Raw genomic sequence first — 24,576 nt, 5'->3', positions numbered from 1 at the left:
ACGGCCGTCACAGATGTCGGTACACGTCTTCGAGCTTCAGCCCGCGGCCCACCATCAGCACCTGCACCCAGTACAGCAGCTGGGAAATCTCCTCGGCGAGCGACTCGTCGCTCTCGTGTTCGGCGGCCAGCCACACCTCACCGGCCTCCTCGAGCACCTTCTTACCCTGGGTATGCACGCCTGCGTCCAGCGCGGCAACGGTTCCGGACCCCTCGGGGCGGTTGACCGCACGATCCTGCAGTTCGGCGAACAGGGATTCGAAGTTCTTCACGATGAGCCATTGTTTCAGACCCGGATGCGGGCCCGTTGCTCCGGCCCACGATGGCCCCCACGGCGACCGCCCGGTTCTTCCGCACCCGGCCGGGTGCGGAAGAACCGGGCGGAGGGCGCCTAGTTCCCGGCGAGCAACGCCTGCAGATCGGCGACCGCGGTGCGGAGGTGATCGGCGAACGCGTACATCTGGTCGGCGACCGGCGTCGGGGTGGCCAGGTACAGATTCCAGCGGTCCGGAAGCAGTACGTAGGCGATGCCGATACAGCGGGAGCTGGTGGACCCGAAACCGAAGTAGCGGATGTTGACCGACGGCGCCGAGCTCGTGCTCAGGTAGTCGTCGCGCATGATCGTCCAGCCAGGGCTGTCGTAGAGCGGGATCGGCTCGGTGACGCCCAGCTCCGCGCCGCGCCTGCGCTGGATCCACTGCAGCTCCCACAGATGCTGTTCGGGCGCGTCCCCGGCCTGGCACTGTTTGGCCCGTTCCACGTGCGCCGCCGCGGCCGCCCGCGCCGCGGCGAGCCGGGCCTCGGCGTCGGCCCCCGGGTTCTGCATCGAGTCCACGAAGGCGATCATCTCCGGGGTGACCACCCGCATGGCCTCTGTACGGCCGTTGCGGTACTGCCTGGTCGCGATGGACTCGTAGGTGGCGCCGGTGAGCCCCTTGCTGCGCCGGTGGGCCAGCTGGTAACTCAGCTGGGCGAATGCGTCCGGCGAGATGCCCAGCTGCTTGGCCCTGGTCGTGCCGAAGTCCGGGAACGACACCGTCTGGGTGGCGTTCTCCGCGGCATAGCGGGCGAAGGCGGCGGCCGCCGCGGCGATATCGCCGCGTTGCGCCTCGTCCAGCACGAACTCGATCGGCTCGACCGTGGGCAGTCCCTGCGCCTGCGCGCCGGAACGGGCGGCGTGGGCCGGCACCGTGGTCTCCAGCAGGGTGTCCACGAACGAGAGGATGGTGGTGCCGTCGAGTCCGCAGTGTTCGACGTTGATGCCCGCCTGCCCGTCACCGAAGACGATGAACGAGACCGACTTGTCGAACCAACGGTTGGCGCTGTCGCCGTGCAACAGCGAGTCGCAGGCGTGCTGCTCGTCGCGCGGAGCGAAGTCTTCGAGACAGACGGCGAACAGCGCGGTCTCGATGGCGTCCAGCGCCGCGGCGTTCGCCGGCTCGGCCAGCAGCCGCTGCCTGCTCTCCGCCCATTCCGCACGGGCCTTGGTGGTGAGGTGCCCGACGGCGGTGTCGGTGCGGGCCGGGCGTGCGCCCGCCTTGAGCACCGCGCGCAATCCGTCGGCGAGATCCTCCGGCGAGTACGGCGCTCCGTCCGGGCCGATCACGTCCATCCGGAACGGGCTGCCGTGGAAGAACACGACGATGTGCCGGGCCTGCGACGGGCCCGGCCATTCCGCGCTGTAGGGCACCCGCACCGTGTCCTGCTCCGCGCCCGGGATCCTGGTCTCGGAGAACAGGTACTTGTTCTGCCACATGGACAGCTGCTGTCCGCGCTGGGTCACCGGCGGGATGGCCTCCTGATCCAGCGCCAGTTTGTAGTCGACGGCCGCGGAGATGATGCCCGCGGCGCGGTCCACCTGGGTGGCGGCGGTGGAGGCGGCCAGCGGGGTGTCGTCCCGGAACAGGAAGAAGAAGTTCGCGTTCAGCGCGATCCGGTCCCGCCTGCCCAGGTACCGCGACGGCCAGAACAGGTCCAGCCAGCTGCCGACGCCGGGCGTCGCGTCGTACTCCGCGAGCGCGGCGTGCAACGTGCGCCCCGGACCGTCTGGTCGCAACAGGTCGTCGACCGCCGCGCGGGTGGCGTCGAGCTCGTCGGCGGTCAGCAGCGGCTCGCACCACTGCAGGAATCGGCCACAGCTGTCCTCCAGCGTCGGCAGGGGCACCCGGGGTAGGTGGTCGTCGGCGGCGAAGGTGCGTTCGGTCAATGCGAGTCCTCGGTGTCGGCGTGATGTTTCGGCAGCGGCCTGGACACATACAGGGTCGCATACAGCCATCCCTGATCTTCCCGGCCGGTCGTGTCGATTCCCTTGGCGGACAGGGTGTTCAGCACCTGCGCCTGTTCGGCCGCGGAGGCGAACCTGCGTTGCTCGTACAACCCCGGCGCCTGCTCGGTCCGGTAGCCGAGCGCGGCGAGTTCCGCCTCGATCGGTGCGAAGTCGAACATGCGCAGTACGAAGTGTGCCATCCAGGGCCGCCTGCGCGGGTGCGCCGTGGCCACGCGCGTCAAGGTCTTCTCGGTGACGTAGCCGACGCAGCCGGTGGAGACGACCAGATCGGCGGTCGCCAGCAGGGCGCGCTGCTCGTCGGTCGGTTCGCCGGACTCCAGGTCGGCGTGCACCACGTCGTGCAGGAGCCCGGCCTCCCGCGCGTACTCGAGGGCGGGGCGGGCGGCGTCCATGCCGAGGAAGCGGACGTCCTCGGCCGCGGTCCCCGCCGTGACACGGGCTCGGTCGCGCCGGATCAAACCGGCCAGATCGAGGTCGGCGACGGCGTAGTGCTCGGCCAGTTCGCCGATCGTGGTGTCGAAACGCAACAGCGCGGCGTTGACGCCGTAGGAGCAGCCGATGTCGAGCACCGTCGGCACGGTGACCCGCGCGGAGGCTCGGAATTCCCGAATCTGCTGTTGGAAGAACGGTTTCGCCAGTTCCGGAATGCGATAGTCCAGTTCGGACATGCGCGCGTAGTAGGCGCGCGGATCGGGGCGTTCGTAGATGTCGTCGAAAGACGCTTTCCCGGTCGTGTGTAACGGCACTGGCACTGTCGGTCCTCTCGGGTCGAGCTCGGTCAGTCGAGCCGTTCGGCTCAGTCGAGCAGGCGATCGCCCCGGACGGCGTCGGCCGCGGCGGCTAGATGGTCGGGTAGCACGCGGCCGAACAATTGCCGCGTCCGCTCCACCGTGCCGACCATTCCGGGACGATCGGTGTAGGCGAAAATGGCCGAATGGCGCTGACGCGCACCGCTGACGGGTGAGACGCGGTGCAACGAGAAGCGACCCTGGAACAGCTGTAGGTCGCCCGGGCGCAGTTCGAGCCGCTGGACGAAACGCTCGCCGGTGCCGGTGAGCACGGCGCGGACGTCGTCGAGGTGTTCCGCCTCGGGTGTGCGGATATTGGGGCAGTACTCGAAGACGCCACCGTCCTCGGCGGGCTGCGTCAGCATCGAGACGGTGAATTCGTTGGTGTCGAAATGCCAGGGATGCGACATACCCGGCGCGACGACGTTGAGGCACAGTCCGGCGAGGGGGTCGGCGAATTCGTGCAGTTCGGCCAAGCCGAAGCAATCGGCGACGAACCGCTGGAACAGTTCGTCGGTGTAGAGCCGGTGGATCAACGCGTCGGCGGGGATGCGGTCGCGGGGCACGAAGGCGTTGCCCCGCTCCAGCACGATCCGGCCGGGGTGGTCCTCCGGCAGGTCGGCGTCGAGCGGGATGTTGTAGGCGTTGACCTGCTCGACCTCGTAGTGCGCGTGCGGTGCGATCTGCTCCCCCTGGGCCCGCAGAGTGCCGGTCAGCTCGGGGCGGATGAAACCACGCAGCACCGTGCAGCCGGTGTCGGCGAGTTCCGCACGGGCGCGCCGCACCGCTTCCCGCAGCGCGGGTCCTTCCGCATCCGCCAGGGGATACCGTGCGGTATCTACGATCTCGTCGAGGACGCCCAACGCTGCCATGGCGTCATTTTGGTAGAGCGCTCGCCGACACGCCCGGGATTCGCCGAGATTGCCGGTGATCACGGTCACACGTACTATCTGCACGCACTCCCGTTGCGGCACAGTAACTCTCGCCCCGGCGAGCGCGCCGTCGGCGCGTCCCGCAGTGGGCTGGATCACTCAACGACGCACGCGCAGAGCCTGTTCCAGATCAGCGACGGTCAACCCGACGAGCGAATCACGGAACACCCGTCCCGGCGCGTCCGGCACCGGAATCTCGCACGGGACGATCACCAAGGCGCAGCCCGCCGCCTGCGCCGCGCGAGCGCCGGTCGGCGAGTCCTCCACCGCCACGCACTGTTCGGGATGGAGTCCGAGCAACTCGGCGGCGCGCAGGTAGACATCGGGCTCCGGTTTGCCGTGCGCCACCTCGTCGCCGCAGACCGAGACGTCGAAGAAGTCGCGCCCCAGCGTGTCGAGACCGAACTCCGTGAGCGACCGCTTGGTATTGGTGACGAGCGCACTGGACAGGCCCGCCGCGCGGACCATGGCCAGCGCGTCCTTCGCACCCGCTCGCCACGGAATGGGGCCGGTCATCAATTCGGTCACCCGCCGTTCCAGGAACTCCCCCGCCGCCCGCAGCGAGCCGGGAGTGGGCTCGATGCCCAGCCCGGTGAACATGATCCGCAGGGCATTCGGCCCGGACGCCCCGATCAGCGCGTGCCGGATCGCGTCGGTCATCTCGTGACCGTGCTCACGCGCCAGTTCCCGCACCGCCACGTCCCAGAGCTTCTCCGAGTCGAGCAGCGTGCCGTCCATGTCCCAGAGCACTCCAGCCAGTCGCGCTGTCACGTTTCGGTCCTTCTCCTAGATCTCGTCCCTGTCATCCCATCGGGCACCACTCGGCGAGCCGTCCGCGATCGCCCGCCGAGACGACCGCAGGAACCGTACCGTCGGAGGAAGTTCCTCCGTAGCCCGCCCAGCTGGATCGAATGGCGCATCCCGGCACCCAACCGGCCGAGCCGGGCGCCCGCCAGCGCGTCCATCGTGCCGCGCTGAGCAGGGAGACTCCGTCCGAACGGCGCCGCGCGACCCGCAGACCGGCGGCACTGGCACCGGCCGGGCCGACGGCGCCTAGGTGCCCGATGCGGCGATCTGCAGCTTGGCGCTGTCGCCGACGATCTCGATCCAGCGGTTCTCGGAGGTCGTCGATCCGTTCTTCAAGGTATAGGTGAGCGCGACCACCGCCCGATTCGCACCGTTCTGCGTGACCGAGCCCACGCTCACCGAACGGATCGTGCCCCAGAATTTCACGTAGGAGTCGTAGCCGGTCTGCGCCTGGTATCCAGGCGCCAGCTGGGTCCAGGCGCCGGACACGTTGGTGGGCAACATGCCGTAGTAGCCCTGGATGAACGAGGCGATCCGGTCGGACGTCGGCGGCCCGGACGGAGTCGTCGTCACGGTGGTGGCCGGACCGGAGGTAGTCGGGGCAGGGCTCGACGTGGTGGGCTGGGGTGTGGCGCTGGGCGGCGGGGTGGCGCTGGGCGGCGGGGTGGCGCTCGGTGCGGGGTTCGTCGTTTGCGCCGGCGGGGTGGATCCCGGGGCGGGCGGGGGCGGGCCGCCTGCGGAAGTGGGCGCGGGCCCCGGCGCGGGCCCGGAAGTGGGTGCGGGCGCTGGAGGGGTGGGGGTTTGCGCCGGGGCTCGAGCGGGAGCTTGCGCCGGGGCCTGTCGCGGCTCGGTTCCCGCCGCGTCGGCCGGTGACGGCGCGTTCTCGGGGCCCACGGCGGCCGGAGGCGCCGTCGGCGAGGTCGGCGCGGCGCCACCCTCGCCGTCCACTCCGGCCAGCGTCGCGATGATGGCGACCAGGATCAGCACCCCGACCACTGCGGCGACTTCCACGACGATCAGCCGGCCCCGTTGTCTGCCGCGCAGAACGCCGGGCAACGTCGCCACCATCCCGGCACGCCTCGGCACCGGTGGAGTCGTAACCGATTGCGGCGCGGTCGTACCCGGCGCGGCGGCGGGTACGACCGCGGTGGCGCCGGTGTCGCCCGGCTGCTCCGGCGATACGGCGGCGGGGTGGTTCGGCAGCACGGTCGTCGCCGCGGCAGCCGCGGCCGGTGCGGGAATCACTTCGGTCGCCGACGCGGGCAATTCTGGATCCCGGCCCGCCGCCACGGCTTCGAGGACCGCTTTCGCCTCCAGCATGGTCGGGCGGTCGGCGGCGGCCGGAGCGAGCAGGTACATCAACACCGGTCCCAGCGAGCCGGCGGACTCGGGCGGCGGGATCTCGGCCCGCGCGACCGCGTGCAGCAGAGCCAGCGGGTTGTCGCCCTCGCCGAACGGCGGGGTGCCCTGCACAGCCGCGTACAGCGTCGAACCGAGGGCGAAGACGTCGGAAGCCGGTTCCGGATCCTCGCCGCGCGCCACCTCGGGTGACAGATAGGCAGGCGTCCCGGCGAGGAATCCGGTGGCCGTGACCGTCACGTCGCCGACCGCGCGGGAGATGCCGAAGTCGGTGATCTTGACCGTGCCGTCGTCGGCGACCAGCAGGTTCGCCGGCTTCACGTCCCGGTGCATGATTCCCGCGTCGTGTGCGGCGGCCAGGGCGCTCGCCGCCTGCGCGCCGATCCGGGCGACCTCGTGTGGTGGCAGCGTGCGATCACCCGACAGTTTGGTCGCCAGACTCGGCGCGTCCAGATATTCCATGACCAGCCAGGGCTGGCCGTCCTCCTCCGCCACGTCGAACACGGTGATGGCGTTCGGATGGTGCAGGCGCGCGGCGATCCGCCCCTCCCGCATGGCCCGTCGTTTCGCCTCGAGCGCCGCGGACCCGGTCAGGCCGGGACCCAGCAGCACTTGCTTCACCGCGACGGTGCGCTGCAACCGCTCGTCGGTCGCCCGCCAGACCACACCCATGGCGCCGGTGCCGATCGGATCCGTGAGCCGATATCGTCCCGCGATCAATCGATCCGCCGTCATGGTGGTGTGCCTCTCCTACTTGCGCGCCTAGCCGTTTCGCACTCCACGCGCAAGCCCGGAAAGACTCCGAAGGCGTACGCGCCGAGGTGCTTTGCACCACTGAGCAGGGACGCGAACGCATCCGCCGACTGCCCCGGATGCAGTTACAACGCCTTCGACAATGGCACATCTACCCGACACACATCCACCTCCCGGTACTGGGATGGGCGATCGCCCAGGTAAACCGCGCGTGCCCGGCACGGTGACGCGCCGACGAGCGCTCCGCTACCCGCTCGACATGACATCAGAGCAGGTAGCAAAGGCCCTTGCCGCGAGAGCATTTCGCTATGGCTGATCGCCGCCCGGCCGCGACAGCACACGACACCAGCTGCCTGCCACGAGCGGACGGACAAGCCGAGGAGGGCGCGCACCTCACCGGACTGCGCGCGGCTACGCGTTGAAGTACTTCGCCTCCGGGTGCAGCAGGACGAAAGCATCCGTCGACTGCTCCGGATGCAGCTGCAGCTCTTCGGACAGCGCGACGCCGATGCGGTCGGCCTCGAGCAGGTCGACCAGCTTGGCGCGGTCCTCCAGGTCCGGGCAGGCGCCGTACCCGAAGGAGTAGCGTGCGCCGCGATAACCGAGCTTGAAGTACTCCAGCACGTCCGCCGGGTCGGAGTCGGCGACCGCGTGGCCGTCGAGGACGAGTTCCTCGCGGACGCGGCGGTGCCAGTACTCGGCGAGCGCCTCGGTGAGCTGGACGCCGATGCCGTGCACCTCGAGGTAATCGCGGTAGCTGTCGCCCGCGAACAGCTCGTTGGCGAAGTCGGCGATCGGCTGACCCATGGTCACCAGCTGGAACGGCAGGACGTCGACCTGACCGGTCGTTCGGGCGTACTCCCGGGACCGGATGAAATCGGCGACGCACAGGAACCGGTCGCGCTGCTGGCGCGGGAAGGTGAACCGATACCGTTGCGGCGCATCGGGTTCCGGTTCGGTGAGCACGATGACGTCGTCGCCTTCGGACACCGCGGGGAAGTAGCCGTACACGACCGCGGCGTGCTGCAGTACGCCTTCGGTGCTCAGCCGGTCCAGCCAGGCGCGCAAGCGCGGCCTGCCCTCGGTCTCCACCAGTTCCTCGTAGCTGGGCCCGTCACCACCGCGCTGCCCACGCAGACCCCACTGCCCCAGGAACAGTGCCCGCTCGTCGAGCAGACCCGAGTACTCGTGCAGCGCGAGGCCTTTCACCACCCGGGTGCCCCAGAACGGCGGCACCGGCACCGGCAGCTCGGCCGCGACGTCGGAGCGTTCGGGCACCACGATGGGCACCTCCGCCGCCCGGCGCTCGGCGGCGATCCGCTTGGAGCGCTCGTGGCGCGCTTTGCGCTCGGCGGCCCGCTCGCGCTCGGCGACAGCCTCCGGGCTGTCCGGGTCGAGTGCACCGCCGCGTTTGCGAGTCATGATGTCGTCCATCAGCCGCAGGCCCTCGAACGCGTCGCGCGCGTAGTGCACGTCGCCCTCGTACACCGCGGTCAGGTCGTTCTCCACGTACGACCGGGTGAGGGCCGCGCCGCCCAGCAGCACGGGGAACTGCTCGGCGACGCCCTTGGCGTTGAGCTCCTCGAGGTTCTCCTTCATCACCACGGTCGACTTCACGAGCAAGCCGGACATGCCGATGACGTCGGCCTTCTTGTCCACCGCCGCGTCCAGGATGGTGGCGATCGGCTGCTTGATGCCCAGGTTGACCACCTCGTAGCCGTTGTTCGACAGGATGATGTCCACCAGGTTCTTGCCGATGTCGTGCACGTCGCCCTTCACGGTTGCCAGCACGATGCGGCCCTTGCCGCTGTCGTCGGTTGCCTCCATGTGCGGTTCGAGGTAAGCGACGGCGGCCTTCATCACCTCGGCGGACTGCAGCACGAACGGCAACTGCATCTGACCGGACCCGAACAGCTCGCCGACCGTCTTCATCCCCGCGAGCAGGGTCTCGTTGATGATCTGCAGCGGCGGTACCTCGGTCATGGCCGCGTCCAGGTCGGCCTCCATCCCCGCGCGCTCGCCGTCGACGATCCGCCGCTCCAGCCGCTCGAACAGCGGCAGCGCGGCCAGTTCCTCCGCCCGCGACGCCTTGGACGAGGAGGTGGACACGCCTTCGAACAGCGCCATCAGTTTCTGCAGCGGGTCGTACCCCTCGGCGCGGCGGTCGTACACCAGATCCAGCGCGGTCTCGCGCTGCTCGTCCGGAATCCGGCTGATCGGGAGGATCTTGGAGGCGTGCACGATCGCGGAATCCAAGCCGGCCTCGACGCATTCGTGCATGAAGACGGAGTTGAGCACCTGGCGGGCCGCGGGGTTGAGGCCGAAGGAGATATTGGACAGGCCCAGGGTGGTCTGCACCCGCGGATGGCGGCGCTTGAGCTCGCGGATGGCCTCGATCGTCTCCAGCCCGTCGCGGCGGGACTCCTCCTGGCCGGTGCCCAGGGTGAAGGTGAGCGTGTCGATGATGATGTCGCTCTCCGACAGCCCCCAGTTGCCGGTGATGTCGGCGATCAGGCGCTCGGCGATCTCCACCTTCTTCGCCGCTGTGCGCGCCTGGCCCTCCTCGTCGATGGTCAGGGCGACCACCGCGGCGCCGTGCTCGGCGACCAGCCGCATCGTCTGCTGGAAACGCGAATCGGGGCCTGCGCCGTCCTCGTAGTTCACCGAGTTGACCGCGCACCGCCCGCCGAGGTGTTCCAGCCCGGCCCGCAGCACCGGGGCCTCGGTGGAGTCGAGCATGATCGGCAGCGTGGAGGCGGTGGCCAGCCGTCCGGCCAGCTCCGCCATGTCCTGGGCGCCGTCCCGGCCGACGTAGTCGACGCACAGGTCGAGCATGTGCGCGCCGTCACGGGTCTGGTCCTTGGCGATGTCCAGGCACTTCTGCCAGTCACCCGCCAGCATGGCCTCGCGGAATGCTTTGGAACCGTTGGCGTTCGTCCGCTCACCGATCATCAGGACCGAGGCGTCCTGTTCGAACGGCACGGCGGTGTACATGCTGGACACGCCCGGCTCGTGCACCGGCGCGCGCCGCTCGGCGATCGGCGGCAGGGCCGGCTCGACCTCGCGCACCGCGGCGGTGACCTGGCGGATGTGCTCCGGCGTGGTCCCGCAGCAGCCACCGACCAGGGCCAGCCCGAACTCGGCGACGAACCCGCGCAGCGCGACCGCCAGCTCCTCGGGGGTGAGCGGGTACACCGCCCCGTCGGCGCCCAGCACCGGCAGCCCGGCGTTCGGCATCACCGAGACCGGCACCTGCGCGTGGCGCGACAGGTGGCGCAGGTGCTCGCTCATCTCGTCCGGGCCGGTCGCGCAGTTCAGGCCGATCATGTCGATGCCGAGCGGCTCGAGCGCGGTGAGCGCCGCGCCGATCTCGCTGCCGACCAGCATCGTGCCGGTGGTCTCCACCGTGACGTGCGTGATGATCGGGATCCGGCGGCCCAGCTTCGCCATCGCGCGGCGGCTGCCGGTCACCGCCGCCTTCACCTGCAACAGGTCCTGGCAGGTTTCGATGAGGATGGCGTCGGCGCCGCCGTCGAGCATGCCGAGAGCGGCCTCGGTGTAGGCGTCGCGCAGCGCGGCGAACGGTGCGTGACCGAGCGTGGGCAGCTTGGTGCCCGGCCCCATCGAGCCGAGGACGTACCGTGGCGTACCGTCGGAGGCCGGGCCCATCTCGTCGGCGACCTCGCGGGCCAGCCGGGTACCCCGCTCGGAGAGGTCGCGGATCCGGTCGGCGATGTCGTAGTCGGCGAGGTTGGGCAGGTTGCAGCCGAAGGTGTTGGTCTCGACCGCGTCGGCGCCCGCCTCGAAGTAGGCGCGGTGGATACCGCGCAGGACGTCGGGCCGGGTGTCGTTGAGGATCTCGTTACAGCCCTCCAACCCGCGGAAATCGTCCAGGGTCAGATCAGCTGCTTGCAGCATGGTGCCCATCGCACCGTCGCCGATGACGACACGGCGGCGCAGCGTGTCGAGTAGCGTGGTGTCGAACTCGGCGGGGACGGACGCAGACATGCGTTCCAGCGTAGTGGGCGGGGTGGGCGTTCCAGGCCACCGCGTCGAGGCTCGGTGTCCTGGGCCACACATCCGGCCCGGCGCCGCCGTCTCCGGCACGCGGAAACACGCCACCCCGTCCGCCCGTCATAGGACACGCCATATCGCCGCACACCGTAGGCTGACCGGGTGAACGCCAGTGAAACTCCCGATCCGGAACTGCCGACGTTGCGGGATCCGGTACTGGTCGCCGCCTTCGAGGGGTGGAACGACGCCGGTGACGCCGCCAGCGGAGCCGTCGAGCATCTGGAACTGATCTGGGACGCCGAGCCGTTGGCCGAACTCGACTCCGAGGATTACTACGACTATCAGGTCAACCGGCCGACGGTGCGTCAGGTGGACGGGGTGACCAGGGAAATCCAGTGGCCGTCGACGATGTTGTCGGTCTGCTCGCCGCCCGGCAGCGACCGCGACGTGGTGCTGCTGCGCGGCATCGAACCGAACATGCGCTGGCGCAGCTTCTGCGGCGACCTGCTGGAGTTCATCGAGCAACTCGGGGTGCAGACGGTGGTGATCCTCGGCGCCTTGCTCGCGGACACCCCGCACACCAGGCCGGTGCCGGTCACCGGATCGGCCTACAGCAAGGAGGCGGCCGAGCGGTTCAGCCTGGAGCAGACCCGCTACGAAGGACCGACCGGGATCACCGGCGTGCTGCAGGACCAATGCGTCAAGGCGGGCGTCCCGGCGGTATCGTTCTGGGCCGCCGTCCCGCACTACGTCTCCCAGCCGCCGAATCCGAAGGCGACCATCGCGCTGCTGCACCGGGTCGAGGACGTGCTGGACATCGAGGTGCCGCTGGGTGAGCTGCCCAAGCAGGCCGAGGACTGGGAAACCGCGGTCAACGAGATGACCGTCGGCGACGAGGAGATCAGCGAGTACGTGCGCTCGCTGGAGGAGCGCGGGGACGCGGCGGTCGACGTCAACGAGGCGATGGCCAAGATCGATGGCGACGCCATCGCCGCCGAATTCGAGAAGTACCTGCGCAGACGGGGCCCGGGCAGCTTCGGTCTCTGATCGGTTGCGCCGCGGAGCGTTCGGGGCGGACGGCCATCCGCCAGGGGGTTCACCGAAAGTTCGCCGGGGGGCCACCTCCGAGCTGGGCGACGGCCGCCTCCTACACTTTCGCCGGTGACCGTCCATCCGATCGTCGAGCGTCTGCGCACCTTCGACGAGCGGATCGCCGTCCATTGCCCGGACCCGGGCCTGGACGGCGATGCCGGGTGCGAACCTGGCCGGCAGGTGACCTACGCTCGGCTTGCGACGCTCGTCGAGGCCTGCGCGACCGAGTTGGGTCCGGCCCGCCGCCTCGTCGCCATCGCCGCGCGCAACGACCTCGCCTCGCTCGTCGCCTATCTCGGAGCGCTCAGCGCCGGGTGCGTCGTCTTGCTCGCCGAGCAGATCACTGCGGAGTTGCGGGACACCTACGATCCGGACATCATCGTCGAAGACGGCCGCACCCGCGTGCTCCGGGAACGCTCGGCGCGCGACCTGCATCCGGATCTCGCGCTGCTGCTGAGTACCTCGGGGTCCACCGGCTCGCCGAAGCTGGTCCGGCTCTCGGCGGCCAACCTGCGCTCGAATGCCGCGGCCATCGCCGAGTACCTGGCCATCGGCCCGGACGACTGTGCGGCGACCACCTTGCCGATGTTCTACTGCTACGGGCTGTCGGTGGTGCACAGCCACCTGGTACGCGGGGCGAGCCTCATGCTCACCGACCGGTCGGTACTCGATGCGGAATTCTGGCATGCGTTCCGGGACTGCCGGGCAACGTCTTTCGCCACGGTGCCCTACACCGTCGACCTCCTCGACCGCATCGGTTTCGCCCGCAGGTCACTGCCGCATCTGCGTTACGTCACCCAGGCCGGCGGCAGGCTCGCGCCGGAGCGGGTGCGTGAATACGCCGAACTGGGCCGGGAACGCGGCTGGGACTTCGTGGTCATGTACGGGCAGACCGAGGCCACCGCCCGGATGGCGTATCTTCCCGCGCATCTGGCGAGCGCGCATCCCGACTGCATCGGGATTCCCATTCCCGGCGGCGAATTCACCCTCGAGCCGGTCGAGGATGCCGGTGACGAAGGGGACGAACCGCGCGAACTGGTCTATCACGGGCCCAATGTGATGATGGGCTATGCGAAGTCGGCCGAGGACCTCGCCCTCGGCCACACGCTCGATGCCCTGCGCACCGGCGATCTGGCCCGGCGCACACCGGAGGGCCTGTATCAGGTGATCGGCAGGCGCAGCCGGTTCGCCAAGATCTTCGGGTTGCGCATCGACCTCGAACGTCTCGAATCCGGGCTCGCGAAAGCCGGATTCACGGCCTGCTGCGCCGACGACGACGCACACCTGGTCATAGCGGTGCAGACCCCGCGGTCCGATCCGACCGAGTTCGCCGCGCGACTGTCCGGCCTGCCCACCGCAGCGGTGCGAGTCCGCCCGGTCGAGCGGATGCCCCGGCTACCCAACGGCAAACCCGACTACCCCGCTATCCGCCGGCTGGCCGGGCCCCCGTCGCACGTGCGTGACGTCCGCGCTCTCTACGCCGCCACCCTCGGCATCGACCCCGCGCGGATCGGCCCGGACAGCACGTTCGTCGACCTCGGCGGTAACTCGCTCACCTACGTGACCACAGCGGCGCGACTGGAGCGGGCACTCGGCGGCCTTCCCGCCGACTGGCCGAATACGCCCGTATCGGACCTGGAGCGGATACCCGACAGCCGCAAGCGTTTCGGGCGGACGCTCGACACCGCGACTCTGCTGCGCGCGATCGGCATCGTGCTCATCGTCAGCGCACATGCCGGAGTGTTCGTGCGATGGGGCGCGGCACACGTGCTGCTCGGGGCGGCGGGGTTCAACTTCGCGCGGTTCTCCGTCACGGCGGCGCCACCCGCCGAGCGATTACGGCACACGCTGCACGCCGTGGGATACATCGCGGCGCCGACGGCGGTCTGGGTCGCGCTGACACTCCCCTTCGGCGACTACTACGGTTGGCAAAATGTCCTGTTGCTGAACAAGATTCTCGGCCCGCACGACAGCGCCACCGCCGGGCACCTGTGGTTTCTCGAGGTGCTCGTGTACTTCATGCTGGCCGCCGCGCTGCTGATCCGGATTCCCGCGATGGACCGGTGGCAACGCGCCGAGCCGTTCTGGTTCGCGATGGCGCTGGTCGCGCTGAGCCTCGTCTTTCGATACCAGGCGTTCGGTCTGTATTCGGCGAAGGACATCCCGTTCTCTCCGCTGGCGGTCTGGCTCTTCGCGCTCGGCTGGGCGGCGGCGAAGGCGACGTCGGTGTGGCAGCGGATGATGGTGAGTGCCGTCGTACTGATCGCGATGCCTGGGTATTTCGGTGTTCCCGAGCGGGAACGATTGATCATGGCGGGATTGCTCGCCCTGGTGTGGTTCTCCGCGATCCGGGTTCCCGCCGTCGTCGCCGTCTGCGCGGCGGTGCTTGCCGACGGCTCGCTGTTCGTCTATCTGCTGCACTGGCAGGTGTACCCGCTGTTCGAACAGCACCGGCTCGCGGGGCTGCTCGCTTCCCTGGCAGCGGGTGTGCTCGCGACCGGTGCGGCGACCTGGCTGCGACGCTGGGGATCGGTGCGGTACCGGGCAATTCGGTCGCGGCGGTCAGCTGCTCTCCACGGTCCACACCCGCGCCGCCGCGTCCTGAGCCAGCTTGGCGATCAGGATGTCGCGCGGAATCGTCTGACCGGCAAAGTGATCGAGTGAGGGAACCACCACGTGGTGCGCGTCGGCGCGCTTGAGTTCCGCTGTGAGCTCGGCGAAAGCCGTCCCGTCACCGCCGGTCGATTCATGGAACGTCGCGGCGAAGCACAGCCCTTCCTCGCGGGCGAGGCTGCTCATCGCGGCCTCGAGCTCTTTGCTATGGCCATCGGCCAGATCGTCACGCAAGTATCCATAGATCAACGCTTCCACCCGAACCTCCGTTGGATTGGGATCGCTGTTCTCTTGTGTGGATCCACCCGTTTTACGGGGTATTTGCGCTTCGTGCAAGAGCAGATGTACTTGCAACTGCTCTTACAGGAGGGGCTGGCAAACTTCTGGCGCCATATCCAGCATGCACAACGCGGTGGGCCGAATGTAGCTGGCAACACACGGACATCTGCCTGCCCTCTTGGGGCCACCAAACGTTAACTGGTGCGATACTACCGTCGTGGCCGCTACCGACGATCGACCCGTCTGGGCTGTCCGAATGCGTTCCGAGCGTGACGCGAGGGGGTGGTCGCAAGCCGACGCTGTTCGCGTAATGCGTGGAAAGTCTTCGCACAACCTGCCGACCGACAGTACGCTCCTACGCAACTGGCGCCGTTGGGAATCGGGCGAATCACGCCCCGACGACTTCTACGCGCCCATCATCGCCGCCGCCTTCGACACGGTGCCCGCGGCGTTCTTCCCCAAGGCGAGACCCAACCGGGACGACGAGTTACTCTCGGCGACGGGCATGGACACGCTCGAGTTCCTCGGGCGACTGCGCATGTCCGACGTGTCCTCGGTGACACTGGAAGCCATCCGCATCACCGCCGAGCGCCTGTGCTGCGAATACTCCTACGCCGACCCACACGACCTGCACGCCGAGGGCACGGCGTGGCTCCGACGGATCACCTCGTTGCTGGATGGTCGCCTGACCCTCGCACAGCACCGTGAAATCCTTGTTCTCGCTGGCTGGGTCGCGTTGCTGGTTGGTTGCGTGGACTACGACCTCGGTCGGCGCACTGCCGCCGAGGTGACTCGGCGCGCCGCCCAATCGCTGGCGCGCGAAGCGGAGCACCTCGAGATCTCCGCTTGGGCAGCGGAAATGACCGCATGGTTCGCGCTGACCCAGGGCAACTACCGCGGCGTCATCGAGACCGTGCAGCCGACGCTGGAAGTAAGCCAGCACCTGCGCGTTGGCGTGCAGCTCGCTGCCCAGCGCGCCAAAGCCTGGGCCAGGCTGGGCAACCCGCGCGAGGTGGAGGCCGCACTCGACGACGGCCGAGCAATCTTGGAGCGACTCGAACATCCGGCGAATCTGGACAACCATTTCGTCATCGACGCGAACAAGTTCGACTTCTACGCGATGGACTGCTGCCGGGTGGCGGGCGAGGATCGGCTCGCCGAAACCTACGCGCGTGAGGTGATCCGCAACGCCACCCGTCCCGACGGCACGGTGCGCAACCCGATGCGGGTCTCCGAGGCGCACCTGACGCTGGCCGTCGTGGCGGTGCGCGACCGTGACCTGGAATTGGCGGTGGCCGAGGGCAAGCGCGCGTTCGCGGGCAGCAGGAGGTCGCTGCCGTCGCTGATGTGGATCGCGGGTGAAGTCGCGCGCGAGATCATCGAGCGGTTCCCCGGTGACCCGCGCACCCTCGCGTATCTGGACCAGATGCGTTCGTTGTCCGTCGAGTGAGCCGAACTGCTCCGCCGCCGCGGCGAACGGCGACGAACCGGGCCCGGCCACGCCGGACAGCGGAACGTCGTGCAGGTGGCGATCGGCCCGCTACTACCCTGTTCCCGGTGACCGACTCCGATGACGGCTGTACCGACACCCCCTGGGACGACCGGCTGCGGCTGTTCTCCTTCGCCACCGCCGAGCGCCGCGCGGACTACCTCCGGGTGCTGCGCGCGTTCGACAGCGCGCGGGCGGCGTACGTGGTGCTGCTGCACGCCGACGACGTCGCGGAGTGGATCGAGCGTCACGGGAATACGCTGCGCACGCCGGACCCGGCCGTTTCGAACCAACCGGTCGCAATGGCTGGTGCGGAATCACGCACGCTCTCCATGGGTCCGTCCGAAGGCCGGGGGCGGACGCGGGAAACCGGTGCGCCGGAACACGCCCCGGAGACAACCGGCCGGCCCGGAACCGCACACCTGACCGCGGCCGAGATCGGTCCGCTGCTCGACCAGCTGCACCGCTGGGGCGTGCTGGAGCGCAGTTACGACGGAACCCGCGCCGCGACGCTGGCCGAATACCGCAACCGGCACTACGTGTACCAGTTCTCCCAAGCGGGATTCCAGGCATACCGGGCGGTCGCCGGCGTGCTCAGCGCGCGCCTCGACGACGCCTCGCTCTCGCGCCTGGTGCTGCCGGAGTTGCTGGCCGATCTGCACACCCTGGCCGAAGCCAATCGGGCGGGCGACGCCGAGCGCGTCTATCGCACGCTGCGGCGTCTCGACACCGCGCTGTCCGATCTGGCCGCCCGTGCCGCGCACTTCTACCTGGGGCTCGGCGACCTGGTGCGCACCACCGAGATCACCCCGGAATCGTTTCTCGCGCACAAGGACGCGCTACTGGCGCACATGCGGGAATTCAGCCTGGACCTGGCCCGATTCACCCCCCGGCTGGCGGTCGCGATCACCGAGATCGAGGAAACCGGAGCCGAGGACCTGATCGTCCGGGCGGCGCGCTGCGACGAACGGGTGCTGCTGAGTCTCGAAGAACGCCGTGCCGATTGGCAGGCCAGGTGGGACGGGCTGCGGACCTGGTTCGTGGCGTCCGGCGGCGAGGCGGACGGACCGACGGAGGCCGAACGGCTGCGCGAGGCCACCATGAGCGCAATCGCCGCGGTGCTCTCGCTGCTGCGGCGGGTCACCGAGACGCGGCGGGGTGGGGTCAGCCGGGAATCGGCGCTGCGTCATCTGGCCGGCTGGTTCGCCGCGGCGCCGACGGTGGACAGCGCCCACGCGCTGTTCGACGCGGTGTTCGGGCTGGGCAAGCCGCGGCACCTGGCGATGGAGCACCCGGACGCCGATCTGATCCCGGCGATCCGATCCTGGTGGGACGCACCGCCGCTGGAGATCTCGCGCACGCTCGCCGAGACCGGACGACCGCCCTCGGCGGGTGCGCCCGCCCGCATCCACCGCAACGACGCGGGCATCCGCCGCCTGCGCGAGGCCCAGTTGGACGCGCAACGGGCCCGCGCCGAGGCCGCCAGGTCACTGGCCGCGGGCGACGTGCACGAACGCGTCCTGGACGAGCGGGAAACCGAAGTGCTGCTGCGGCTGCTGGACGCCGCGTCCACCGCGTGGGTTCCGGTGCGCGGCCGGGTGGCGGGGACCACCGGGTCCGACAGCGGCGTCACCCTGACGGTGTCCGAGCACGACGGTCCGACGGTTGTGCGCACCACCCGCGGGTTGCTGCGGTTGAACAACCGGACGCTGAAGATCGAGCAGACGACCGGAACGCGGTCGCACCCGCGCGGGGAGCGCCGCTGATGCACGGACGCACCATCGACGCGCTCGCGCTCGACAACTATCAGCGCGCAGCGCGGGTCGTCCTCGCCAACCACCTGGTGACCCGCACCTATCCGGACCGGATCGCTCTGCCGCTGATCCGGCGCTGGGCCACCGAGTTGCGCGAGGACCTCGCCGAATTGTTCGGCTACCGGCTCGAAGTCACCGAAACCACCGCCCGGGTCTTCCCGGTGCTCGACCGCCTCGACGCGGGCAGGCCCGCGCGCACACCCGCCGAGCGCGTCTTCGACCGCCGCCGCTATGCCTATCTCGCCCTCGCGCTCGCCGCGCTGGGACGCGCGGGAGACCAGATCACCTTGTCCGAGCTGGCCGAACAGGTCGCCGCCTACGCAAGCCGGGTGGACGGGCTGGAACTCGCCACCGACCGGGCCGCCGACCGCGACGCGTTCGTCGACGCGGTGGGCTGGCTGACCGTGCGCGGCGCGCTCACCTTGGCCGACGGTGACGCGGGCGGCTGGGCCAGTGACCCCGATGCCGGCGAAGCTCTGTACGACATCGACCGGCCGGTGGTCTTCGCGCTGTTCCGGCCGCCGCGGGCACTGCAGCATCTACACAGCGTGCGGGGGCTGCTCACCGAAGAGTCCACGGGTCCCGGTGGTTCCGCGCACGCGACCGGCAACGCCGAGATCGCCCGCCGAGTGCGCAGGGCGCTGGTCGAGCAACCGGTCGTGTACGCCGAGGATCTCGCGCCCGACGAGCGTCCTGTCCTCGCCCAGGAGCGGGTGGTCGCGGAGGTGGAGCTGTTCACCGGGTTGCGCGCCGAACGCCGGGCGGAGGGGGTCGCGCTGATCGACACCTCGGGGCGGCTGTCGGATGTCCGCTTCCCGGGGACCGGCACGCTCGCGCAGGTCGCCTTGCTGCTGGCCGGTGAGATCGCCGACCGCGTGCTGGATATCGACCACCCGCTGCCGCGGCGCCACGCCGCCGCGGACCTCGGCGAGGCACTGACCGGCCAACTCGACGAGGCCATCCCCGAATCCACCGTGTTCGCACCGCTCGCCGAGTCCGGCGCGTCGGATCCGCCCGGGGACGACCCCGATGAGCCGGACGGCTCTCGGCGACAAGCGGAATGGCCGGATTCGCCCGGCTATCCGCTGATCGACCGCACCTGGCTGCGTGAGACGGTGCAGGCGCTGGCCGACCGCTACGGCACTACCTTCGCCGCGCAATGGCAGGCCGACGTCGCGCGCCTCACCACCGAGGTGGTGGCCCTGCTGGAGCGGCTGCGACTGGTCCGGGTCGTGGACGAGGGGCTGCTCGTGCTGCCCGCCCTTGCCCGCTACCGTGGCGCGGTCGTCACGGTACGCACCAAGCGGGCCGCGGAACTGTTCGTCACCGCGGCCGACACCTACGGGCCCGACGGCACCGGTACGGAAGGGAACTGACGGATGTCGCTCATTCACGGCGGAGTGCGGTTCACCCCGACCCGCGCGGGGATCGTCAATCTGTGGGATTACCGCGACCAGGAGTTCTGTTTCGCCGACGGCAGATTGGTCCTGCGCGGGCCGAACGGCTCGGGCAAGACGAAGGCTCTGGAGGTGCTGTTCCCCTTCGTGCTGGACGGGCGGATCGAGCCACGCAGGCTGAACCCGTTCGCCGGCGAGGAGCGCACGATGAAGTCGAACCTGCTCTACCGCAAGCAGGACTCGGCCTACTCCTATGTCTGGATGGAGTTCGCGCGCGGCCGCTGGGAGGACCCCGAGGCGGTCACCGTCGGGATCGGCATGCGCGCCACGCGGTCCTCGGACAAGGTGACCCGCTGGTATTTCGTCGCGGACGGCCGGGTCGGTGTGGACTTCTCGCTGATCGGCCCGGACGACCGACCGTTCACCCGCAAACAGCTCGCCGAGCAGATCGGCACCGATTCGATCGTCGACCGGCCGGTGGACTATCGCAACGCGATCGACGCGCGCATGTTCGGTCTCGGAGCGCAGCGCTATGACCAGCTGATCAATCTGATCCTCACGCTGCGCCGCCCGCAGCTGGCCAAGAACCTGGACCCGCGCGGCCTGTCGCAGGCGCTCACCGACGGCCTGCGCCCGCTCGACGAGCAACTGATCCTGGACGCGGCCCGCTCGTTCAGCGACATGGAGGAGGTCGGCCGCACCCTGGAGGGATTGGTGCACGCCGACACCGCGACGCGGGCGTTCGTCGAGGTGTATCGCAAATATCTGGCGGTGCAGGCGAAATCGGACGTCGACCAGGTGCGCGCGCGGCTCGACGCGGTGACCCACGCGAGCACCGCGCTGTTCGCCGCCACCGCTCTGCGCGAGCGCAGGGATACCGAGCGCGCCGCCGCCGAGGCGAGGGCCGAGGACGCCGACCGCGCCTACGAGCAGGCCCTCGCCGACCGGGAGAACCTCCAGCGTTCCAGCGCCTACGAGGGTAAGCAGCAGCTCGACGACCTGGCCGATGCGGTACGGCGCCTGGAGACCTCGGCGGGTGTGCACGCCGACAAGGCCCTCAAGTCACGCCAGACCCTGGATCAGCGGACCCAGGAGGCCGAGCGGGCCCGCACCGCGGTGCGCACCGCCGCCGCCGCGCTCGCCCGCGGCGAGGACGACCTGCGCGCCGCGGCCGAGGAGGCGGGAATCGCCTGGACGCCGCTACCGGAGACGACGCGGATCGAGCAGCTCACCACCGCGGTGCGCGGGCACGCCGAGGAACGCGACGCCGACGTGCGCGCGGTACGCAAGGCGGTCGCAGCGGTGGATACCGCCGCCGCCGAACGCACCAGGGCCGAGCGGCTGGCCGAGCGGGCGCGGGAACTCCGCGACGCGGCCGCGGCGGAGGTCGCGCATGCCGAAGCGGAGGTCACCGTGACCCGCTCCGAAGTCGCGGCCGCGTTGCGGACCTGGTGGGACGAGCACCGCGAAAGCTACGCTCCCGTGCGCGCCGGGCTGTTCGAAGCGCTGGATTCGGCTCTGGCCGAGTCGCTTCCGGATGCGCCATCCGTCGCCGAGATCCTGGCCGAGCGGGCCGAACCCCTGCTCGACGAGGTCCGTACCCGCCGTCAGGAGGCACGCGCCCGCGTCACCGCCGCCACGGCGCGCCGCGATGAGCTGACCGCCGAACTGGAACGGGTCGTGGCCAGGCGGGATGACGCGCCACCGGCATTCGCGGCCCGCTCCGGCCGGACCGGCGACCGGCCGGGCGCCGCGCTGTGGCGCCTGGTGCGTTTCGCCGACGACGTGCCGCCCGAGGCCGCGGCGGGCATCGAGGCGGCACTGCACGCCGCGAATCTGCTGGACGCCTGGGTGTGCCCGGACGGCGAGCTGCCGCCCGGCTACGACTCCGATCAGTTCCTGGTGCCGCTAGCCGCCGCGGACCGTCCGGCCGGTCGCACGCTCGCCGACGTGCTCGTCGTAGAGGACGATTCGGACGCCCTGACGGTGCCACGGCGGGTCGTCGCCGACGTTCTCGCCTCCGTCGCGCTGCACGAGGACGAGGACGAGCCGAGCGGCGCGGTGGTGATCGGAGCGAACGGCGCGTTCCGGCAAGGCGTGCAGATCGGCAGGCATCGCAAGACGGACGCCGAATTCATCGGCGCCACCGCGCGTGCCCGGCGCCGCGAGATCCGCTGCGCGGAACTGACCGCCGCCGTGGCCGCCGCGGACGAGGATCGGCGCGCCGCCGAAGCGCAGGAAGCCGCCGCCACCGCCGAGCTCGCGCGAATCTCCGCCGCGGCCAAGGCGCTTCCGCGCCCGGCCGCGGTGTTCACCGCTTTGCGCGCGGTGTCGGAGGCCGCGGGTGTGCTGCGCTCGCGCGCGGAGGCCGCCACCCACGCCGAGCGCGAGCTCGACCGAGCGGTCGCGGACGTGTCCGTCGCGGAGAAGAAGCTGCGCGCGGCCGCCACCGCCCATCGCACACCGCGGACGGCAGGCGAGATCGACGCCCTCGCCGCTGCCATCCGGCACTTCGAGAACACCGGCACGGGACTGTTGCGGCTACGCGGTGACCACGAGCGGGAACGAGAGCGCGCGCGCGAAGCCGAGGACCGTTTGACCGAGGCCGCCGACCTGGCCGAGGCGTTCGCGGAAGAAGCCGAGGCCGCGCGCACGGGCTACCAGGAACAGCTACGCAAACTGGAGACCCTGCGGGAGGCCATCGGTGCGGGCGCGGCCGACGTCGACAGCGAATTGGAGCGGGCCCGGCAGCGGATCGAGGCGACGAAGGCCGAGCAGAAGGCCGCGCGCAAGGCCGCCAACCAGGCGATCGAGGCGGTCGGCGACGCCGAGGCCGCCTACCGCACCGCGCACGAGTCCCTCGCCACCGCGCTCACCGAGGTGCTGGCGGAGGTCCGGGCCCTTGCGCCGTACGCGCAGCCGGATCTGCTCACGCTGCTCGGCGCGCCCGCGGACGGACGCTGGCCAAGCAGCGACGCCGCCTGGTCGACGCCCGAGCAGTTGCTGTACCGGATAGCGTCGGCCGGTCCGGAGGCGCCGCCACGGGTGCTGCCCGACGAAGTCGCGGCACTGTTCGACAGTCTCGCCGCGGCCACGTCGGCGGTGCGCGCCGGCGAGGCGACCCGCAAGTCCACGCGCTCGGCGGTGACCGCGGCGTTGCAGGAATTCGATGCCGCGCTCGCCGCTTCGGGCCGCGATTACCGGCTGCACTGGGACGCCGCCGACGGCCTCACCGTCGTCCAGGTGCACGACGAGCACGGCGTCTCCCCGCTGGCCGACTTCGCCACCCGCATCGACGCCGCGCGCCGCGATCAGGAACTGCTGCTCACCGACGCCGAGCGGCGCATCCTGGAAGACGCGCTGTTGACCGGCCTGGCCCAGCAGATCCACGAACGCACCAGCGACGCCCGCGATCTCATCGGCCGGATGGGCGCGGAGATGAAGCAGCGGCGGATGTCCTCGGGCAACACCATCGGCGTGCACTGGGTGCTGGCCGACAGCCTCTCCGATGCGGCGCGGGCGATGTGCAAGCTGCTCGAGCGGGATGCCTCGGCGCTGACGGCGGAGGACCTGGCGGCGATCAGGGCGCATTTCGCGTCCGAGATCCGCGCGGCGCGGGCCGCGCACCCCGAACGCTCCTACCCCGAGATCCTGGCCGCGACGCTGGATTACCGCACCTGGCGGGTGTTCTCGTTCACCTTGATCTCCGCCGACGGCAGCGAGGACAAGCTCACCGTGGCCAGGCACAGCGCGCTGTCGGGCGGGGAGCAGTCGGTATCGCTGCACCTGCCGCTGTTCGCCGCTGCGCACGTCATGCTCGATTCGGCCGACCCGCAGGCCCCGCGCCTGCTCGCGCTGGACGAGGCGTTCGCCGGCGTCGATGACAACGGCCGCAGCGAATTGCTCGGATTGAGTGTGCAGTTCGACCTCGACCTGTTCATGACCGGCTATGACCTGTGGATCACCTATCCGCATGTCCCGGCCTGCGCGCATTACGACCTGGCGCACTCGGCCGCCGAGAACACCGTCAGCGCGACGCTGCTGGTGTGGGACAGCGGCGATCTGCTCGCCGAACACGACGGAACGGATCTCACCGCCGCGCTCGGCTCTCCCGATCGCCGCCGGGTCCCCACCACGATCGAGGGCGGCCTGGAACTCACGCCGGTGACCTAGCCGGCCGCCCTGGGCGAGGATCCGCACCACGCACAGCCGCAGCGGGTCGCCCGCGGCGGTGAGCACATCGGTCAGCTGGATCCGAACCCGCTCCGGTGCCGTCCCTGATCACCGCGATTCCCGACCCGATGGTCCAGCGGCGGATCAGCGCACGCTCGCGTCCGGCGTCATCGGCGGGCAATCCGTGCCCGGCACGGTGGCCAGCTCGAAATGCCACCATTCGTTCTCGAACGTCCGGCACAGTCCCCATCGGTTGCCGTTCGCCTCGAGCCACCGCGCGCCCTGCTGCGGGCCGACATCGATCGCGTCTCCGGAAACGTGGGTGGACTCCTCGGGCGGCAGCACCCAGCGGCGCGCGTCGTCCGGCCCGTAGGTCGCCACCCCGTCCTCCCACAGCGCCTGCTGCTCGGCGGGCGTCCGGTACCCGGACGTGATCGACAAGGGCACTCCTCGGGCGTGCGCCTCCCGCTCGGCCAGGGTATACGCCAACGCCAGCGCGGGATCGAGTCCCTCGGTCCCCGTCGCCGAGCCCACCGACTCCCGCTGCTCGATGGCGACTGCGGCGTCGGCCTGCGCCTCCGCCGCCAGCGCACCGGTCGCGACCAGCGCCGGAAGCACCGCCACCGACAGCCCTACCGCCACCCGACTCCGCGCAGAATTCCCAAGCACCATGCGCCGATGCTATCGCCTGCGGTCACCTATGCCGGGTTTGCCCCGATCGAAGACGCAGGAAGGAACTTGCTCTGACACGTCCGCTTCTACTCCCTCCCCCGCGGCCAA

15 protein-coding genes are annotated in these 24,576 nt (G+C 70.2%); 6 read left to right on the top strand and 9 right to left on the bottom strand.

Translation table 11 applies throughout. From position 1 onward, the window contains the following. Positions 1-7 precede the first annotated feature (7 nt). The 7 genes from NNI01S_RS05390 to metH form a co-directional block, all read right to left on the bottom strand. Positions 8-289: a phosphoribosyl-ATP diphosphatase gene (locus tag NNI01S_RS05390; RefSeq protein WP_174315390.1), complete on the bottom strand. Its 282-nt coding sequence runs from the start codon at positions 287-289 to the stop codon at positions 8-10. Between the two features lie 101 nt (positions 290-390). Further along, positions 391-2,205 carry a choline/carnitine O-acyltransferase gene (locus tag NNI01S_RS05385; protein ID WP_063018047.1) on the bottom strand — a complete coding sequence of 605 codons (1,815 nt, stop codon included), beginning with the start codon at positions 2,203-2,205 and terminating at the stop codon, positions 391-393. Next, positions 2,202-3,038 (bottom strand): class I SAM-dependent methyltransferase, encoded by an 837-nt coding sequence (locus NNI01S_RS05380; protein ID WP_174554366.1) that lies wholly within the window; start codon positions 3,036-3,038, stop codon positions 2,202-2,204. The genes NNI01S_RS05385 and NNI01S_RS05380 overlap by 4 nt, the downstream gene beginning before the upstream one ends. A gap of 44 nt (positions 3,039-3,082) precedes the next feature. After that, the gene (locus NNI01S_RS05375; protein ID WP_063018735.1) at positions 3,083-3,946 is read right to left on the bottom strand and encodes a HalD/BesD family halogenase; all 864 of its coding nucleotides are present in this window, start codon (positions 3,944-3,946) and stop codon (positions 3,083-3,085) included. A gap of 159 nt (positions 3,947-4,105) precedes the next feature. Continuing rightward, positions 4,106-4,777: an HAD family hydrolase gene (locus tag NNI01S_RS05370; protein WP_357801510.1), complete on the bottom strand. Its 672-nt coding sequence runs from the start codon at positions 4,775-4,777 to the stop codon at positions 4,106-4,108. A gap of 282 nt (positions 4,778-5,059) precedes the next feature. Continuing rightward, the gene (locus tag NNI01S_RS05365) at positions 5,060-6,907 is read right to left on the bottom strand and encodes a serine/threonine-protein kinase (protein ID WP_063018043.1); all 1,848 of its coding nucleotides are present in this window, start codon (positions 6,905-6,907) and stop codon (positions 5,060-5,062) included. A 429-nt stretch (positions 6,908-7,336) separates the two neighbouring features. Next, complete coding sequence (metH, locus tag NNI01S_RS05360; RefSeq protein ID WP_063018041.1) at positions 7,337-10,933, bottom strand: methionine synthase; 3,597 nt, start codon at positions 10,931-10,933, stop codon at positions 7,337-7,339. Between the two features lie 168 nt (positions 10,934-11,101). On the opposite strand from metH, the gene NNI01S_RS05355 reads away from it, so the two are divergent. After that, a complete protein-coding gene (locus tag NNI01S_RS05355; protein ID WP_063018039.1) occupies positions 11,102-11,986 on the top strand; it encodes a PAC2 family protein in 885 nt (294 codons plus the stop codon). 114 nt (positions 11,987-12,100) lie between these two features. Continuing rightward, on the top strand, positions 12,101-14,695 hold the full coding sequence (locus NNI01S_RS05350; RefSeq protein WP_063917315.1) for an AMP-binding protein: 2,595 nt from the start codon (positions 12,101-12,103) through the stop codon (positions 14,693-14,695). Here NNI01S_RS05350 and NNI01S_RS05345 read toward each other — a convergent pair. Further along, positions 14,594-14,902, bottom strand: a complete 309-nt coding sequence (locus NNI01S_RS05345) for a hypothetical protein (protein WP_063018037.1) — start codon at positions 14,900-14,902, stop codon at positions 14,594-14,596. The genes NNI01S_RS05350 and NNI01S_RS05345 overlap by 102 nt on opposite strands. Before the next feature lie 331 nt (positions 14,903-15,233). On the opposite strand from NNI01S_RS05345, the gene NNI01S_RS05340 reads away from it, so the two are divergent. The 4 genes from NNI01S_RS05340 to NNI01S_RS05325 all read left to right on the top strand — a co-directional run bounded on the left by NNI01S_RS05340 (position 15,234) and on the right by NNI01S_RS05325 (position 23,796). Then, entirely contained in the window at positions 15,234-16,373 is a 1,140-nt protein-coding gene (locus NNI01S_RS05340; protein WP_063018035.1) for a hypothetical protein, read from the top strand. Positions 16,374-16,528: 155 nt separating this feature from the next. Continuing rightward, positions 16,529-18,178 (top strand): TIGR02677 family protein, encoded by a 1,650-nt coding sequence (locus NNI01S_RS05335; protein ID WP_063018729.1) that lies wholly within the window; start codon positions 16,529-16,531, stop codon positions 18,176-18,178. Beyond that, complete coding sequence (locus NNI01S_RS05330) at positions 18,178-19,602, top strand: TIGR02678 family protein (protein ID WP_063018033.1); 1,425 nt, start codon at positions 18,178-18,180, stop codon at positions 19,600-19,602. The genes NNI01S_RS05335 and NNI01S_RS05330 overlap by 1 nt, the downstream gene beginning before the upstream one ends. A gap of 3 nt (positions 19,603-19,605) precedes the next feature. Continuing rightward, positions 19,606-23,796 carry a TIGR02680 family protein gene (locus NNI01S_RS05325; protein ID WP_063018032.1) on the top strand — a complete coding sequence of 1,397 codons (4,191 nt, stop codon included), beginning with the start codon at positions 19,606-19,608 and terminating at the stop codon, positions 23,794-23,796. A gap of 144 nt (positions 23,797-23,940) precedes the next feature. Here the strand turns inward: NNI01S_RS05325 and NNI01S_RS05320 are convergent, their stop codons facing one another. Then, entirely contained in the window at positions 23,941-24,438 is a 498-nt protein-coding gene (locus tag NNI01S_RS05320; protein ID WP_245675979.1) for a M15 family metallopeptidase, read from the bottom strand. Positions 24,439-24,576: the final 138 nt, after the last annotated feature.

The sequence above is a fragment of the Nocardia niwae NBRC 108934 = DSM 45340 genome, from assembly GCF_001613465.1.
Classification (GTDB): Bacteria; Actinomycetota; Actinomycetes; order Mycobacteriales; family Mycobacteriaceae; genus Nocardia; species Nocardia niwae.
Note: the sequence above shows the minus strand (reverse complement) of the source record. Positions and strands in the feature narration are given on the sequence as shown.

What these genes read in the sequence shown, in the direction of transcription:
- NNI01S_RS05375 (WP_063018735.1), bottom strand. Translation starts at nt 3,946, where the DNA reads ATGGCAGCGTTGGGCGTCCTCGACGAGATCGTAGATACCGCACGGTAT.
- NNI01S_RS05365 (WP_063018043.1), bottom strand. Translation starts at nt 6,907, where the DNA reads ATGACGGCGGATCGATTGATCGCGGGACGATATCGGCTCACGGATCCG.
- metH (WP_063018041.1), bottom strand. Translation starts at nt 10,933, where the DNA reads ATGTCTGCGTCCGTCCCCGCCGAGTTCGACACCACGCTACTCGACACG.
- NNI01S_RS05340 (WP_063018035.1), top strand. Translation starts at nt 15,234, where the DNA reads ATGCGTGGAAAGTCTTCGCACAACCTGCCGACCGACAGTACGCTCCTA.
- NNI01S_RS05330 (WP_063018033.1), top strand. Translation starts at nt 18,178, where the DNA reads ATGCACGGACGCACCATCGACGCGCTCGCGCTCGACAACTATCAGCGC.
- NNI01S_RS05325 (WP_063018032.1), top strand. Translation starts at nt 19,606, where the DNA reads ATGTCGCTCATTCACGGCGGAGTGCGGTTCACCCCGACCCGCGCGGGG.